Source organism: Vibrio sp. 1180_3 (assembly GCF_029478545.1).
GTDB classification, from domain to species: Bacteria; Pseudomonadota; Gammaproteobacteria; order Enterobacterales; family Vibrionaceae; genus Vibrio; species Vibrio aestuarianus.
On record NZ_SJFM01000021.1, the window covers coordinates 1 to 15,608 of the forward strand.

Genomic DNA, 15,608 nt, shown 5'->3' on the forward strand with positions numbered 1-15,608 from the left:
GCTAGCTTCAGAGTTTCTGCTTTAAATTCAGGGGAATGTTTAATTCTAGTTTTCTTAGTAGTCATTGTTCACCTCGTTAGTGATTGTACTCACTTAACTCAGTGTCCAAAACTGCTGGGGCGGATCAGACCTCTGAGTTTGAGATCTTTTGTTGTTTAAGGTATTGATGAGTAATCTAAAATTAGTAAGAACTTAAGTTAGAGAGAACGGGATTTGTCATTGTTGTATATTTTCTGAAGAGTTTGCTGGTTTTTTGAGTTTTTATTAGCAAATATAATGTCTCCTTATTTCATCTATTTGACTTAGCTCACAGTGAGGTAAGTTCTGCCGATTGAGATAAGTATTTTCTATACCACGAATCTATCTTGCTGAAGCGTAGCCGGTTTCTCTTAATACGAGTAAACTATGGTTTTCACACAAGATTTGAACAATCGATGTTAAAACAAGAACATAGACAAATTACTCGCCCGACCGTATTGGTGTTTGTTGGTGATGACTCGATTACAGACGCCGGAGTGACAGTGTAATGCTCAGCGCATTAAAGTATCAACTGGAACTGTTTTGGTTGGCGTTAAGTTTTTTTTCACGTTTGCCAATCCCTGAAAAGACTCCTTATTCTAGCGATAGAATGAATCGCTCTGGACGCTATTTTGCTTTAGTTGGATTACTACTAGGTGCAATATGTGCAACATGCTACAGCGTATTGAGCCTTATTTTTCCTGCTGAGGTCAGCATTGCATTAACCATGGTCATTAGCTTATTGCTCACTGGCGCTTTTCATGAAGATGGTCTGACCGATATGGCTGATGGTATCGGTGGTGGAATGACGGTTGAACGCCGTCTCGCTATTATGAAAGATAGCCGTATTGGTACTTATGGCGCGTCAGCGTTAGTCATGGCGTTACTCTGTAAGTATCTCTTTCTCAGTACGCTAGTAGGGTACAGTAATCTGTTTGTGGTATGGCTGGTCGGTTATGGGTATAGCCGCGCCATTGCTGCATCGCTGATTTTTGATATGCCTTATGTGAGTGATCTCGATACCAGTAAAAGCAAGCCGCTTGCTAATAAACAGACGTTTTCAGAGCTATGTTTTTTACTGTTGTGCGGTTTATTGCCCTGCTTTTGGTTGGGTTTGCCTGTGGTTATCGCTTTGATTGGGTTGGCTGTCGTTTTTCGCACTTTATTTAAATCTTGGCTAATGGCTCGCATCGGAGGGTTCACTGGTGACTGTCTGGGAGCTGCCCAGCAGATTATGGAGCTGTTGATCTACTTATTGCTGATTGCGTTTGCTCAATATGGTTTTCTAACGATGGGAGTGATCGAATAATGGTGCATCTCATCTTAGGCGGTGCTCGTAGTGGTAAATCTCGATTTGCTGAGCAGAATGCTCAACAAGCCTACCAAATGTTGTTAGCAGAACACCCACACGCACAGCTTCATTATGTCGCTACGGCCATCGCTTTTGATGATGAAATGCGTGCGCGTATTGCACATCACCAGCAGCAAAGAGACGATAATTGGCAAGAACATGAATGCCCTTATCAATTGGTTGAGCAGTTAAAAAATTTCTCATGTAGAGATATAGTATTGGTTGATTGCTTAACGTTGTGGATGAATAACATTATTTATAACCATGGGCAGCAAGCTAGTGAGACACAAATCAAACAGCAGGTTAGCGGGTTGTGTGAAGCCGTTGAACAATCGGCGGCTAAGATTATTCTTGTCTCTAATGAGGTTGGTTTAGGTGTTATACCTATGGGAGAAGTCTCACGGTTATTTGTTGATAATGCAGGCTGGATGAACCAAGCATTAGCGAAAGGTGCACAACGAGTGAGTTTTGTTGCTGCCGGCTTACCGATGACGTTGAAAAGCCAGTGATGATCAATATCTACCTGCTGCGGCATGGAAAAACTCAAGGTAAGCCCGCTTTAAATGGTCGAACTGATGTTTTAGTGGCTGCACATCATCAGGATCAAATTTGCGATAAATTAATGGCTTCTGGCTACTCATTCCAACACCTTATTTCGTCACCACTTAAGCGCTGCTCGGATCTAGCCCGTCGCTTGGTCGCTAACCATGCTGTTAGACAGTGTGATTTCGAACTTGGTTTCCAAGAGATGGATTTTGGCTGTTTTGATGGTGTCCCATTTGATGAGCTCCAAGCACAGTGGCCTATTTTAGAAACATTCTGGGCAGATCCCGCCACACACCAATTACCACAAGCAGAAAGTCTGGCGGATTTTCACCAAAGAGTCACCAATGCTTGGGAGCGGCGTTTAAAGTTATTGAGTAATGATACTTTGATTATTGCTCATGGCGGAACAATCCGGATGATCTTAGCGCATGTGTTGGGGAGTGACTGGCAAAATCCCGCGTGGTATTCCACATTACAGATAGGAAATCAGTCCATTACTCATATTCAAGTGCTGAAAAAAGAGGCGATTCATTTAACGGTGAGAAGCATTGGAATTCCACTCTAGCAACATGTTTGTACATTACGGAGTATGGAGTAACTATTAGATTTAATGATAGAATTTTCCGCAATCAAAGCCGAGCATATGGCTTAGTGTGTTTTTTGAACAAGTTGATAAATTTATCGCCAATTTTTAAATGTTTTGCCTCTGCATGACTTAATAAGTGGGATCGTCTCTACATAATTCATCAGCACAATTCATTAACATACCGCTGTGCAATAAAGGAGTAACGCATGACGAAGTCCCTCTTCCGCCAATCTTTTCTAGCTGATAGCCTAGATTTAGGCCAAGAAATGGCCTCAGGTGAAATAAAAACCACAGCAGGTATTACACTCAAAGTACTTCAGCGAGGCGTATTGGAAGTCATTCCCGTTAACTACAGTGCTAATAGTAAAAATATCATCATCTCTTGTGGTATTCATGGTGATGAAACTGCCCCAATGGAGTTAGTAAATAAACTGGTAGATGATATTCTATCTGGGTTTCAAGCTATCAAACATCGCTGTTTATTCATCATTGCTCACCCTCAAGCTACTAATCAACACACTCGATTTGTACAAGAAAACTTAAATCGTCTGTTTGATAATAAAGCGGGGAATCCGACGTTAGAGCGCGATATTGCACGAAACCTGAAACAGTTGGTAGGGCACTTTTATGAAAACACGACGGAAGTTAGCCGCTGGCACCTCGATCTGCACTGTGCGATTCGATTGTCTAAACACTATTCATTTGCAGTGAGCCCTAAGTCTCGTCATCCAGTACGCAGCCATGCTTTAATGTCGTTTATCGATAGTGCGCATGTGGAAGCGGTTTTATTGTCGAACTCACCTTCCAGCACCTTTAGCTGGTATAGCGCTGAACATTTTGCGGCGCAGGCATTAACGCTCGAGCTTGGACAAGTGGCGCGTATTGGCGAAAATAATTTAAAGCGCTTGGTTGCTTTTGATTTGGCAATGCGTGACTTGGTTTCAGCTGAGATTCCCGAGCATTTACCCAAGAAAGCGGTAATGTATCGTGTTAGTCGCACCATCGTACGCATGCATCAAGACTTCGACTTTATGTTTGATGATAGTGTCGAGAACTTTACCGCGTTCAAGCATGGGGAAGTCTTTGGTCACGATGGTGATAAGCCGTTGATGGCGAAAAATGAAGGTGAGGCTGTTGTATTTCCTAACCGCAAAGTCGCAATAGGGCAGCGGGCAGCATTGATGGTCTGTAAGGTCGCGACACGTTATGAAGATGGTCAATTAGTCTACGATTAAACGATGGTTATCACTTTAAGGCGCTTAAGGTGACTGGTTGTGGCTATAGCGCTTTCTATTTTAATGGCTTAACGGTAAGGTTAGGCCATTATTGTTTCTCTTGTATACAAATAAGTGCATGAACTTCAATCAGTTACTCTTAAAGAAACAGCGCCGCTGGCATTTTGCCTTGTATTGGATGTTGGCATTGTTGGTCGGCTTTAGCGCACTCTATTTAATGATAGGAGAGGTGTTTATCTTTCCGTTTCAGGATCTCACCTCACTTGAATGGCAACTTGTGGCACAGCTTCGAGCTCCTCGACTATTGTCCGCTATCGTGATTGGTGCATCGCTGGCGGTGTCAGGGGCAACCTTACAAGTCTTATTAGGTAATGTGCTAGCAGAACCTGGTGTGTTGGGTATTTCCGGAGGAGCCAGTGTCGCGATGGTCATTGTCTTATTCTTATTCCCAACTTTGGCTTCACCGGAAGTCTTTATGCTATCTGCGGTAATTGGCGCTATGGTATTTACCTTACTGCTTGTGAGCATGGCTAAAGCGATGCGTTTGAGTACGACTCGCCTTTTATTGGTTGGTGTCGCATTAGGTATTTTGTCTGGAGCGATCGTCACTTGGGCATTTTATTTTAGTGATGATCTCGGTTTAAGGCAGCTTGTTTACTGGTTAATGGGCAGTATTGGTGGAGCAAGTTGGTATCAGCATACGCTGTCGCTTGTAGCATTACCGATTATTACGTGGCTTGTGCTACAGGGCAAAACCTTGGACAAATTAATGCTGGGAGAAACACACGCTAGGCAGTTAGGGGTTGATGTCGAACGGTTACGCTGGAAACTGATTTTAGCGGTGTCTGTATTGGTTGGTGCAGCAGTAGCTTTGGGGGGGGTGATAAGTTTTGTCGGTCTAGTGGTTCCTCATTTACTGCGTTTGGCGTTCGGTTCTGAAAATCGTTATTTGTTGCCGATGTCTGCATTGTTTGGTGCGCTGTTATTGGTGTTTGCCGATATTATTGCACGCACGGCATTAATCAGTGCTGAACTACCGCTTGGTGTGGTGACTACCACGCTCGGTGCTCCTATCTTTATTTGGATGTTATTAAAAAACCATGATTCACGTTAATACGTTGCAAGTAACCAGTTTACAAGTAGGAGCGCGTTTACTGCCGCTCTCTTTTCGTTGCAAAGCGGGAGAGGTGCTACACGTTATTGGCCCTAATGGCAGTGGTAAAAGTACTCTGCTTGCGGCGTTAGCAGGCGTTATTGAAAGTAAAGGCATGGTGCAAATTGGTGATGTTAATATTAATGACGTGTCGTTAGAGACTTTGTCGTTACATCGAGCGTATCTTTCTCAAAGCGATAAGCCAGCCTTTAACCTACAAGTGTTTCAATACCTTTCGTTAGCCATTCCAAGCTGTGCAGAGCTTCATTCAGAGGCCGTTAACCAAGCGGTTAATGACATTACTCATCTGTTAAATATCGAAGATAAATTGCATCGTTCAATTCACCAGCTTTCGGGGGGAGAATGGCAACGTGTTCGCTTGGCCGGAATCTGCTTACAAATTTGGCCATCGATCAATCCATACGCCAAATTGCTTATTTTGGATGAACCGAGTGCACCGCTCGATATCGCACAAGAGGTTTTGCTTTACCGTTTAATTGAACATATTGCACAGCAAGGTATTGTGGTGATTATGGCTAACCATGACTTGAATCGGACATTGCGCCATGCAGACAGCGCACTACTGCTAGAAAGGGGAGTTCTGCAAAGTTTAGGTAAGGTGGAAACAGTGCTCAGCAGTGAGCGATTAAGTCAGGTGTTTCAAACGCAAGTAAAACACGTTGATGTGGAAGGTAAACCTTATCTTATCTTTGATTAAATCGTAGCGTATTACTTTTTTCGATAGCACAACTCTCGTGCATTAAGCACAATTTTAGAGCATGTGGTTATCAGTGAATTAAATCTCTATTGGGAAAAGACTAACAAAAACAATGTATTAAATAAAATAAGAAGTTGGCACGCCAATCGCATTATTAGAATCGATACATTCTCGTTCTTGTTAGGCTTTTATAAGTCTCTTTAACCACCTTGCTCCCACAAGGTGGTTTTTTTATTTATTGCGTCAGTGACGCTAGATCCGCTGGGCGGTAGTAAACCGATTTTAGAACTTTACCTTGGCGAATGGTTTTGGCGTCAGAAACGAAGTCTTGTGCGCATTTCGCAATAATATAATCGCCTTTCTGTACCGCCATTAGTTCGATACCTTGCTCTGCATAATACGCTTTGGTCTCGGCATATTCCTTCTCATTACGGCACACTTTGCTCATGTTTGAGCTGTGTACTTCATCCCAGCACGGGATAAAATCGATACCACGGTTAACGGCAACATTAAGTAGCAAATCGATCAGGTAGCTGATTGCAAGGTTGTCAGCAATATTACTATGGCCTAGGTGGACTAAACGGCCCATCAACACATAAACCGTGTCGATAATCGCGTCAGCTTGTTCGGTTTTATTGTCGGCTTCTGCAAGTTCAGTCAACTCTTCAATCGCCAGTGAGGTATGTAGCGTGTCGGCTTTGCTGTCTAAACTGCCAGCATCAGCAACAGGTAGGTCAAAGGTGCTACGAAACTCTGTGATATCGCGGTAAAGGTGATCGTAAATCTCTTGAGTAAGCTTAGATAAATGCATTATCTCGGTCCATTGTGTTGGTTGGTATTGATTGCGTCGCATAGTAACAAACTGACGGCGATGCTGCGAATTATGCTTCGTGCTTCGCGCAGAAAATCACTGTCGACTATTTAAAAAAAGATAGGGGAAAAGTTGCTGACGTTCTTGTTCACTAAGGTTACTGACGCGCTCAATATTGGTGTCAGGTATCGCCTCTGGATTAGGGTAGTGCTTGAGCACCCTTTCCATGCTCTCTTCACGGATTAAGTGAAATATAGGGTATGGAGAGCGATTGGTTAGGTTCTCATCATCTTCAGGCTCGGTGCCACCGAAGCAGTAGTCAGGGTGGAAGGTTGCCACTTGGAAGATACCTTCCCAATCTTGTTGACGAATTAACGCTTCAACCCAGTCGATAAATAGGTTGTAGTCGAAAAAGTCTTGCAGCATATTGGGTACTACAACTAACGTAGTTTCTAGTGTTTTTGCCTCACAGCCATCTAGCTCAAGCAACTGTTCAAGAATATCTTGCAGTAATAACTCTTCTGTATCAGCCGTACTGACAAAGGTTTTAATCTGTTGATTACGCTGTGGCTTGGCGGCAAAAGGACAGAGGTTTAGACCGATAACGACATCATTTAGCCACTGTTCGACGTGTTCGGTAATGACCGCTGTATTCAATGTTGAGCTCATGATTGTAATTGCGCTGATGAATTTAGCGCAAGCATAGCATGAGTTAACCTAAGACTTCACCAATAGCTGAGGGCTTTGCGAGGGAACGGTCGTAGTGGCGAAGCTTCCAGCATAAATAGAACATGATGGCGTAGAGCAGCATACCACCAGACACCACCATCGCCCATCCGCCATGTTGCCAGCAATAGAGTAAGAAGAAGCCGCCGATACTGCCACCAACATAATAATGCATCAAATAAAGAGCGGTCGCTGTTGCTTTGGCGCTCGTCGCCTTCTGGCTTACCCACGCGTAAGCAAGCGTATGGGTAAAAAACGCGCCAGAGCTTATCAACATTAACCCAATAAGCATCAATGGAATCGATTCAACCAGTGCTAACCACATGCCGGATAAACTGATCAGTGCTCCTAGCATCATGCCTGAAATCGCGTTATAGCGTTTGCTCCAGTGAGCAGTCAATTTAGAACTGAGTGTTCCGGCTAAGTAGCATAGGAAAATCAGTGAAGCCAAGCCAATGGGAAGCGAATAAGGTTCCGCTACTAGCCTAAAACCCATCACCGAATATAGGTTTACAAACAGGGCGAAATTGGTACCACCAATTAACATCGCAAACCAGAGGGTACGATTGGATAGATGCTTCAATAAGGCGCGATTATGATGGAAAAATAGTCCGCGCTGTGGCACAAAGTTTTGTTGGGTTGGCAGCAACAATACGACCACGATAGCACTGATAAAGGTAATGAAGGCGATGACGATGACCGCTTGTTGCCATCCAAAAGCGTCAGTCAGGATTCCCCCTAAAATACGTCCGCTGATCCCACCAAGTGAATTGGCCGCAATGTAGCCACCAATTGCTTGATTAAAAGCCTGAGGAGTGAGCTCTTCAGCCATGTAGGCCACGGCAACAGAGGCAAAGGCGGCTAGCGCAATTCCCATCAATGCGCGCGCCAATATTAAAACCCACAATTGTTGGCTTATCAGCATCAAACCGCCAATAAACGGCATCATAAATAGACCCATAAGCATCACTTTTCTTCGACCAATCGCTTCAGAACCGATAGCCCAAGGCACCAAGCTAACTGATAAAGCGAGAGTCGATGCAGCAAATAACCAGTTGATTTGTGTTTCGGATACGTGGAAGTGAGTAGCCAAATAGGGCAGCATTGGCTGAAAAAGATAAAGATTACAAAACACCAAAAATGAGCCTAGAGCTAAACCCAAGGTCACTTTTCGATACGCTTTACTGCCGACTTCAATCATGATTTTTACTCAATTTCTTAATAACGTGATCACAATATCAGCGCTTTTTGAATTGATAAAATATATTAAAGTTATCATCATTATATATTTTGCATATCCAGATGGATGCCAATATCTATGGACACTCGCCACCTGAAACATTTTACCGCTGTTGCAAATTACGGCAGCTTTACATCTGCGGCCAGAATGTTGTACATAGCTCAGCCTGCGCTCAGTATCTCTATTAAAAAATTTGAGCAGCAATTAGGTGTGGTGCTGTTTAAACGAGACGATCGCAAAGTCACATTAACGCACGAAGGCCAAGTGCTGTATGAACACGCTACGCGAATTTTACAGCAGTTAGAAGATGCGCAATTGGCGATGGATGAACTCAAAGGTCTGGTAAAAGGTGAAGTTAGGTTAGGTGCGCCAAGTATGATGGGGTCATACTTTTTTCCAGAAATTGTCATGGCGTTTAAAAGCCACTTTCCTAATTTGAAGATGACGGTAATTGAAGCGGGTACGCAATCGATTAGGAAAATGCTACTTTGCGGTGAGCTGGATATTGGCGTAATTTTGAATCATGATCTTCCACCCGATCTAGAAGTTGACCCTCTACTGTCATCGCAAATGGTCGCAGTAGTCGGTAAGCAACACGAGCTAGCGCAGCAAACGTCGATTGATTTTAATACGTTTTTTGAACATGAACTGGTGATGTTTAAACCGGGTTACTTTCATCGAGAATTTATCGATAAAGTGTGCAAAGAACATAAGCTTTGCGCCAATTTCTCCTTTGAAACCAACTTGCTACCGATGATACTTAGTATCGTCAAGCATGAATATGCTATTACGGCATTGCTCGAGTTGGTAACGGAAAACGAAGCGGATGTACAAGCTGTGCCTTTTAACCCACCGGTTTGGTTAGATTTAGCGTTAGCATGGCGTAAAGAGGGTTATCTATCCAATGCAGATCGCACCTTCATTGAGTTCGTGAAGCAATATGTTTAGGTGCAAGGCGTTAGTTGCTTTGGTAGATTTTTTCGAAGTTAGTCGGGTTCCAACCAATCAGCACTCGGTCACCAATTTTTAGAACAGGGACACTGCGCGCACCAATGGCGTCTAGTTCTTTACGCCCACGCTGCATTTTGGCGTTGCATAGCCGATATTGGATGCCTTTGGCATCAAGGTAGCGTTGTGCATCTTTGCAGTGAGGGCATTTATCTTTAACGTAAAGGACAACGCGTTTCATGTGGTTCACTCATTGGGTCTATTTCAAAAGGCTGAGCAGTTTACCGATAGCGCTGCATGGTTTCAACTGTTCCCTCTCAGTGTGCTTATCCTGTGGATTCGGGTGAGATAGATGAAAGCATAAGGTGATTCAGTTACACTATGCGCCTTTTATTTTGTCAGTCGATATCCAATGCATCCATCTCTTCGCTATATACAAGGTTACCCACCACATATCATTTCACAGGTCGAACAGCTAGTGACGGCGGGAAAACTAGTCACATGGTTTGAACAGCGCTACCCGCAGCGCCATACGATCCAAAGCGAAAAAGCGTTATTCAACTATGCTATTGAGCTTAAAAACCAGTATATGAAGAAGACACCACCGATTAGTAAAGTGATATATGACAATAAAATTCATATAATTAACAACGCATTAGGTTTGCACAGTTATGTGGCAAAAGTGCATGGCGGAAAAATAAAATCAAAAAATGAAATTCGCATCGCCAGTGCCTTTAAACAAGCGCCAGAACCTTTATTGCGTATGCTGGTAGTACATGAACTTGCTCATATTAAAGAGAAAGATCACAACAAAGCGTTTTATCAGCTTTGTTGTCACATGGAACCCAACTATCACCAACTTGAGTTAGATGCGCGACTATTTATGATGTATCTCGATTTAAAAGAGGGACAATAATGTCACCTAAAACGACGCACCAGCATAAAAAACGCCAAGTTTCCTCCGTTCAGGATAAGCAGGGTAATTCTCATATTAAGCAAGGGCTACACCCTCGAAACCAACACCGTGGGCAATATGATTTCCCCGCGTTAGTTAAAGCTATGCCTGAGCTAGAAGCCTATGTGATCACTAACCCAAAGGGAGCGGCGAGTATAAACTTTGCTGATCCTAGCGCGGTCAAAATGCTCAATAAGGCGCTGTTGGCGCTTCACTACCAAGTGGTTAACTGGGATATTCCTGAGGGCTATTTGTGCCCACCGATCCCTGGCCGCGCAGATTACATTCACCGAGTCGCCGACTTACTATTAGAAGAGTGCGCTGAGCTAAAGCATCAACAAGTGACCGCGTTAGACATTGGTGTTGGAGCAAACTGTATTTACCCTATTGTTGGCGTGAGCGAATATGGTTGGCGTTATATTGGTAGTGATGTTGACCCTGTTTCAGTCAAAACTGCTCACCTAATTGCTACCGGTAATCCTTCATTAATAGGGCGTATTGAATGTCGATTACAGCAAGATTCAAAGCACATTTTTAAAGGGATTATTGAAAATGGTGAACGCTACGATGTGACGACTTGTAATCCGCCTTTTCACGCTTCCATGGCACAAGCCCAACAAGGTACAGAAAGAAAACTGAAAAACTTGCAAGCTAATCGAGCGAAAAAAGGTCAAGAATTTGTGTCGCAAGGCGTTAATAAAGGTAAGCCGCCAACGCTTAACTTCGGTGGACAAAAAGCCGAGTTATGGTGTCCCGGTGGTGAAGCGGCTTTTATTCAAAATATGGCGTTTGAAAGTAAACACTATGCGCAGCAAGTACTGTGGTTTACAACCTTGATCTCCAAAAAGGACAATGTTCGTTGGATGAAGAAAAATCTAGATAAAGTTGGTGCCGAGTGCGTAAAAGTCATTGAGATGCAACAAGGGCAAAAAGTGAGTCGATTTATTGCGTGGAGTTTCCAAAATGCTAACCAACGCAAGCAGTGGCTAGCGGCAAAGTGCTAGTCTGATCAGACTAACTGTTTATCAATCAAAGAGTAATGAGCAACAGCATAATAGGAGTGAGGTATGGACTTTGACATATATATGCCTTGCCAACCAGACTGGTTGTGCCAGCCATTTGGTTATTTATTTGCGTTGTTATTTGTTGTTGGGCTTGGTTTTTTTATCCGTATTTTGTATCGAGAGTACAAAAAACTTCAGCGTTCCCAGAAAGTAAAGCGACTACGTAGGACACACTATCGAGATCGCAAAGGTGGCAAAGATGGTCGGCCTACTAATATTAAGTAACTCTCAGTTATTGAGTAGCACTGAGCAAAAGTTAGCCTCTTTCAGTTAAGAAAAAGTATCGAGTAATGTCTGATACTTTTTCTCTAACGTTGTGTTTCCTGCTTTTCTTTCCAGTTCAACCAATAGTTGTAAGGATGCTTTTTGATAACCATAACGTTGGTTTAATTGCATCAGACGAAGTCGAGCTTGAGTATATTGTTGGGCGTTGATTTCTAGTTTTGTCAGTTGCAGTGCAGCACGAATACGATCGGGGTCATGATTTAATGTTCGAGTAAAATAGTAGCGTGCTTTTTCCTCATTTCCTGACTTCAAGGCGCAAAAGGCCGCGTTTTCATAACTCGAGGCCGTGAGGTAGTAATCAGGTTGAATTATGGCTTGGTTAAAAAATTGGTCGGCTTGTTCATATTGTCCCTGCTTACATAAAAAAGTGCCGTAGTTATTGAGCACATTGCCGTTTTTCGGATGGGCTTTCAACGCCGCATGGTAAGTATGCCGGGCGGCGTCAGTTTCCTCTACCATTTCATGATAGTGCGCCATAGCAAGCTGAGTTCGATAATCATTTGGCGCATAGTGCAATGCTTTTTCTAAATTCTCACGTGCTTTGCTCATATTGCCATTGTCTAAATAGCCTAAACCAAGCGCAAGACGAGATTCAGCCATGTCGATAGGGTTACGTTTGATTTCTGAACCACTATTTTGTGCAAGGTGATTTTCTGTAACAGTAATACATCCTGATAGCACCAAAGAACATAGCGCAGCCAGCATTCGCCTCATGAGTTTTTCTCCCAGTCAATGTGCGGGCTATATTAGGCAAGTCAAAACGTTAAAGGAAAGTGAGATGAAAACTATGCGAGTTGCCCCCGATTTTTTTACTACAGGTTTAATAGTGAGAAATTAGCCAAACAATTGATGTATTTGGTTTTCGTTATATTGAGTTACAAACTACTATGAGTTTATTGATTTTTTTTGGGAACAGATTATGGCATTCGGAAAAAGTCGCATTCTACCGAACTTCAATTTTTCAATTCGTGTTTATGTTTCGGTGTTATTTTTTGCGGTTGCAATTGTGGTTAGTACGACTCAAATTTGGTTGACGCAAAACAGTTTGAACAAAATGTTATTGCAGTCCAATCAAGCTCTGTTTGAGCGTATTGCCAGTGAAACTCACTCTATATTTTCAGCGAAATATCATTCGGTCTTTTCTGCGGTTCGTGGGCTATCATCATCTGATTTGATGACGGCGAACAATATTGAAGAACGTAAAAAATTTGTGCCCGTGATATTTGAATTGTTAGCTGATTCAACCGCAGATTCGGTTTATCAAGTTGGTTATCCAAATGGGGACTTATTTGTTGTGACTATGTTTGGTCCTGATATTAAAAACAGCGATTTTGATGCCCCAGCGAATACGATGTTTATGGTCGAAAACCACTCGTTTACCACGAAAGAGAATACACATCTTTTTTATGATGGGAATAAACAGTGGCTTGCTACCACAAGCAGTGTCGATAACAGGACTGATAGCCGTACTTTTTCTTGGTTTCAAAATACCAAAATAAACGGGGTTAATATCTCAGTTCCTAATTATTCACAGAAAATTGGTCAATTTGGCTTGGATGTGAGTCAACGACATGCTTCTGGTGCCGTCGTGTCTGCTAATTTGTTATCTAAGGAACTGTCGCGAACTTTACAGCAAACGCTGAAAAAACCGTCTTCTATACGTGTACTTTATGACAGCAGTGAGTATGTTTATGCCTATAGTGACCCTTCGGTATTTGACAAGCAGGCTAATTTTAGCAATCAAAGTGAGCCTATGGTCAAGAACATTAATGAAGCCGTGATGTTGTCAGCTATTGAGTATCATGCTAATGAATCTAAGAGTGAAAAGAATACGCTACATAGTGAGTGGATAAATGGGGATCTGTGGTACACCCAGGTGGTGAATATCCCAATTTATAAGAAAGAAGATTTGTATCTTTTGATTATCGCCCGAGCTTCGGACTTATTTGATAGTGGTGAAGAGATCTTATTTAATGCATTGCTAAGCTCATTTTTGTTACTCCTGATTTTATTACCGATGATCTATTATGTATCTCGATGGGTATCGAAGCCAATCAAACAAGCATCGCTAAAAGCGAAGTCTATTGAAAACTTGGACTTTACAGTATCGCCTTTATCCCCTTCAAACATTAAAGAAATCAATGAGCTGCGCGGTTCTTTATCAGGGATGCAAAATACACTCAGCCGCTTTATCTCCATGACCAATGCTATCGCACAAGAACACAATCTCGAACAACTTTTGGGGAGAGTGTGTAAAGATACCGCACGCGCAACAGGTTCAAAAGGAACGTTCGTTTATCTCTTAGATTCAGAAAAAAACAAACTGGTTCCACACTATGTTTGGGCTGAGGGTACGGGAGAGCGTAATGTTGAACAATACCAAACCTTAGATGTTGATGATGAGCGTCTAAAGCAATTGATGGATAAACTTATTAGACAACAGACTTATGTTGCAATATCGGCTAAGCAACTACGTAAATTCTCGTCCAAGCCCATTGCGCAGCCATCAGACTGGTATCTTTTTTTTCCATTGCTTGATCGTAGACGAAACGTGATTGGTACGATCGGCTTTTCTTCCTCGGAAGAAAATAAGCAGCGTATCCTTACTCATCAACTTCATTTTATTGAAGCGCTGACAGGTTATATATCAGTTACAATTGAAGCGCGTAAAATGTCGGCGGAGCAAAAAGCATTATTAGATTCAATTATTCAGTTAATGGCGAGCACGATTGATACCAAATCTCCCTACACAGGTAACCATTGCCAACGAGTCCCGGTATTAACTCAGTGGTTGGCAAAAGCGGCTCATGATAACGATGATACTTATAGGGGTTTTCGCTTAAATGAAGAAGAGTGGGAAGAGTTGCGCATTGCAGCATGGTTACATGACTGTGGGAAAATAACTACACCAGAGTATGTGGTTGATAAATCGGTGAAGTTAGAAACGATATATAACCGAATTCATGAAATACGAACACGCTTTGAAGTGCTAAAACGAGATGCTGAAATTAAGATGTATAAAATAGCGCTGAAGAATGAATTACCAACAGAATTACGCCAGCAATTAGAATTACAGTGGCAGCAGTTGGATGATGAATTTGCCTTTATTGCACAGGTTAATCAGGGGGGGGAGTTTTTATCTCATGAGTCAATTGAACGTATTGGACAAATTGGTAACCGTTCATGGGGCAGAACACTCAGCAACCGACTTGGTCTGTCATGGGTAGAGGCAGAACGTTACTCAGACAAACCAGAGCAACTACCAGTGCAAGAGAAGCTTTTACAAGATAAGCCTGAGCATCTTATTGATTGGAAAGTTATTACTGAAACCGACCCTCGGTTCTCTATGGTAAAACCCCAATATCAAGCTAATTTGGGGGAGCGGTATAATTTATCTATTCAACGCGGCACCTTGACAGAGGAAGAGCGGTTCATCATCAACGACCACATTATTCAAACAATAAAAATGTTAGAGCGATTACCGTTCCCCAGCTCAATGAAAAATATTCCAAGTATTGCTGGTGGACATCATGAAAAAATGGATGGCACAGGTTACCCTATGGGGCTTAAAGCCGAGGAAATGCCACTTACAGCAAGAATTATGGCGATTGCCGATATTTTTGAAGCACTCACCAGTTCTGATCGACCTTATAAGAAAGCGAAAACATTATCTGAGTCGATTAACATCATGAGTTTTATGGCTAAGGATCAGCATATTGATGCCCAGCTATTTAAGCTATTTCTGACATCGGGGATTTATCAGCAATATGCCGAGCAATTTATGGCCGCAGAGCAGATCGATAGCGTTGATATCTCTAAATACGTAGCAGCGTAAGAGAGGCGTTTTAACCAGCAAACTTGAGTCAGCATTCCGTTAATAATGGAAGGCTAGGATGACAGAAGGTGACTTAGCAAGCCATCCTCTGTCGTTTACTTAATATATGATCTAATTTGATGTTGACGAAAATGAAA

General features: G+C 42.5%; 16 protein-coding genes. 11 read left to right on the top strand and 5 right to left on the bottom strand.

The annotated features are described in order from the left end of the window. Positions 1 to 526 precede the first annotated feature (526 nt). The 6 genes from EYW48_RS13340 to btuD all read left to right on the top strand — a co-directional run bounded on the left by EYW48_RS13340 (position 527) and on the right by btuD (position 5,607). Complete coding sequence (locus tag EYW48_RS13340; RefSeq protein WP_053309375.1) at positions 527 to 1,327, top strand: adenosylcobinamide-GDP ribazoletransferase; 801 nt, start codon at positions 527 to 529, stop codon at positions 1,325 to 1,327. Then, positions 1,327 to 1,878: a bifunctional adenosylcobinamide kinase/adenosylcobinamide-phosphate guanylyltransferase gene (gene cobU / locus EYW48_RS13345; protein WP_277432534.1), complete on the top strand. Its 552-nt coding sequence runs from the start codon at positions 1,327 to 1,329 to the stop codon at positions 1,876 to 1,878. The genes EYW48_RS13340 and cobU overlap by 1 nt, the downstream gene beginning before the upstream one ends. Further along, a complete protein-coding gene (locus EYW48_RS13350) occupies positions 1,878 to 2,480 on the top strand; it encodes a histidine phosphatase family protein (RefSeq protein ID WP_277432535.1) in 603 nt (200 codons plus the stop codon). The genes cobU and EYW48_RS13350 overlap by 1 nt, the downstream gene beginning before the upstream one ends. Positions 2,481 to 2,707: 227 nt before the next feature. Beyond that, a complete protein-coding gene (locus EYW48_RS13355; protein ID WP_274676007.1) occupies positions 2,708 to 3,736 on the top strand; it encodes a succinylglutamate desuccinylase in 1,029 nt (342 codons plus the stop codon). Between the two features lie 118 nt (positions 3,737 to 3,854). Next, entirely contained in the window at positions 3,855 to 4,850 is a 996-nt protein-coding gene (gene btuC, locus EYW48_RS13360; RefSeq protein WP_261927406.1) for a vitamin B12 ABC transporter permease BtuC, read from the top strand. Next, positions 4,837 to 5,607, top strand: a complete 771-nt coding sequence (gene btuD / locus EYW48_RS13365; protein WP_053309380.1) for a vitamin B12 ABC transporter ATP-binding protein BtuD — start codon at positions 4,837 to 4,839, stop codon at positions 5,605 to 5,607. The genes btuC and btuD overlap by 14 nt, the downstream gene beginning before the upstream one ends. A gap of 235 nt (positions 5,608 to 5,842) precedes the next feature. On the opposite strand, the gene EYW48_RS13370 is transcribed toward btuD, so the two are convergent. The 3 genes from EYW48_RS13370 to EYW48_RS13380 form a co-directional block, all read right to left on the bottom strand. After that, positions 5,843 to 6,418 (bottom strand): nucleoside triphosphate pyrophosphohydrolase family protein, encoded by a 576-nt coding sequence (locus EYW48_RS13370; protein WP_176246894.1) that lies wholly within the window; start codon positions 6,416 to 6,418, stop codon positions 5,843 to 5,845. Positions 6,419 to 6,514: 96 nt separating this feature from the next. Next, positions 6,515 to 7,087, bottom strand: a complete 573-nt coding sequence (locus EYW48_RS13375; protein WP_168521844.1) for a DUF1415 family protein — start codon at positions 7,085 to 7,087, stop codon at positions 6,515 to 6,517. 43 nt (positions 7,088 to 7,130) lie between these two features. Continuing rightward, positions 7,131 to 8,345 (bottom strand): MFS transporter, encoded by a 1,215-nt coding sequence (locus EYW48_RS13380; RefSeq protein ID WP_277432536.1) that lies wholly within the window; start codon positions 8,343 to 8,345, stop codon positions 7,131 to 7,133. Positions 8,346 to 8,462: 117 nt separating this feature from the next. Between EYW48_RS13380 and EYW48_RS13385 the strand changes: the two genes are divergently transcribed. Next, entirely contained in the window at positions 8,463 to 9,332 is an 870-nt protein-coding gene (locus EYW48_RS13385) for a LysR family transcriptional regulator (RefSeq protein ID WP_274676004.1), read from the top strand. Positions 9,333 to 9,342: 10 nt separating this feature from the next. Here EYW48_RS13385 and EYW48_RS13390 read toward each other — a convergent pair whose 3' ends face one another. Further along, entirely contained in the window at positions 9,343 to 9,573 is a 231-nt protein-coding gene (locus EYW48_RS13390; protein WP_053309385.1) for a glutaredoxin family protein, read from the bottom strand. A 171-nt stretch (positions 9,574 to 9,744) separates the two neighbouring features. Here EYW48_RS13390 and EYW48_RS13395 point away from each other — a divergent pair, with 171 nt between their 5' ends. From EYW48_RS13395 to EYW48_RS13405, 3 genes are all read left to right on the top strand, one after another. Next, entirely contained in the window at positions 9,745 to 10,248 is a 504-nt protein-coding gene (locus EYW48_RS13395; RefSeq protein ID WP_171979637.1) for a M48 family metallopeptidase, read from the top strand. Continuing rightward, positions 10,248 to 11,291 (top strand): 23S rRNA (adenine(1618)-N(6))-methyltransferase RlmF, encoded by a 1,044-nt coding sequence (rlmF, locus tag EYW48_RS13400; RefSeq protein ID WP_176246890.1) that lies wholly within the window; start codon positions 10,248 to 10,250, stop codon positions 11,289 to 11,291. Before EYW48_RS13395 ends, rlmF begins: the two co-directional genes overlap by 1 nt. 63 nt (positions 11,292 to 11,354) lie before the next feature. Beyond that, positions 11,355 to 11,576, top strand: a complete 222-nt coding sequence (locus EYW48_RS13405) for a hypothetical protein (protein WP_168521850.1) — start codon at positions 11,355 to 11,357, stop codon at positions 11,574 to 11,576. Positions 11,577 to 11,621: 45 nt separating this feature from the next. Here the strand turns inward: EYW48_RS13405 and pilW are convergent, their stop codons facing one another. Continuing rightward, positions 11,622 to 12,350: a type IV pilus biogenesis/stability protein PilW gene (gene pilW / locus EYW48_RS13410; protein WP_277432537.1), complete on the bottom strand. Its 729-nt coding sequence runs from the start codon at positions 12,348 to 12,350 to the stop codon at positions 11,622 to 11,624. 205 nt (positions 12,351 to 12,555) lie between these two features. Here pilW and EYW48_RS13415 point away from each other — a divergent pair, with 205 nt between their 5' ends. Next, on the top strand, positions 12,556 to 15,471 hold the full coding sequence (locus EYW48_RS13415) for an HD domain-containing phosphohydrolase (protein ID WP_277432538.1): 2,916 nt from the start codon (positions 12,556 to 12,558) through the stop codon (positions 15,469 to 15,471). Positions 15,472 to 15,608: the final 137 nt, after the last annotated feature.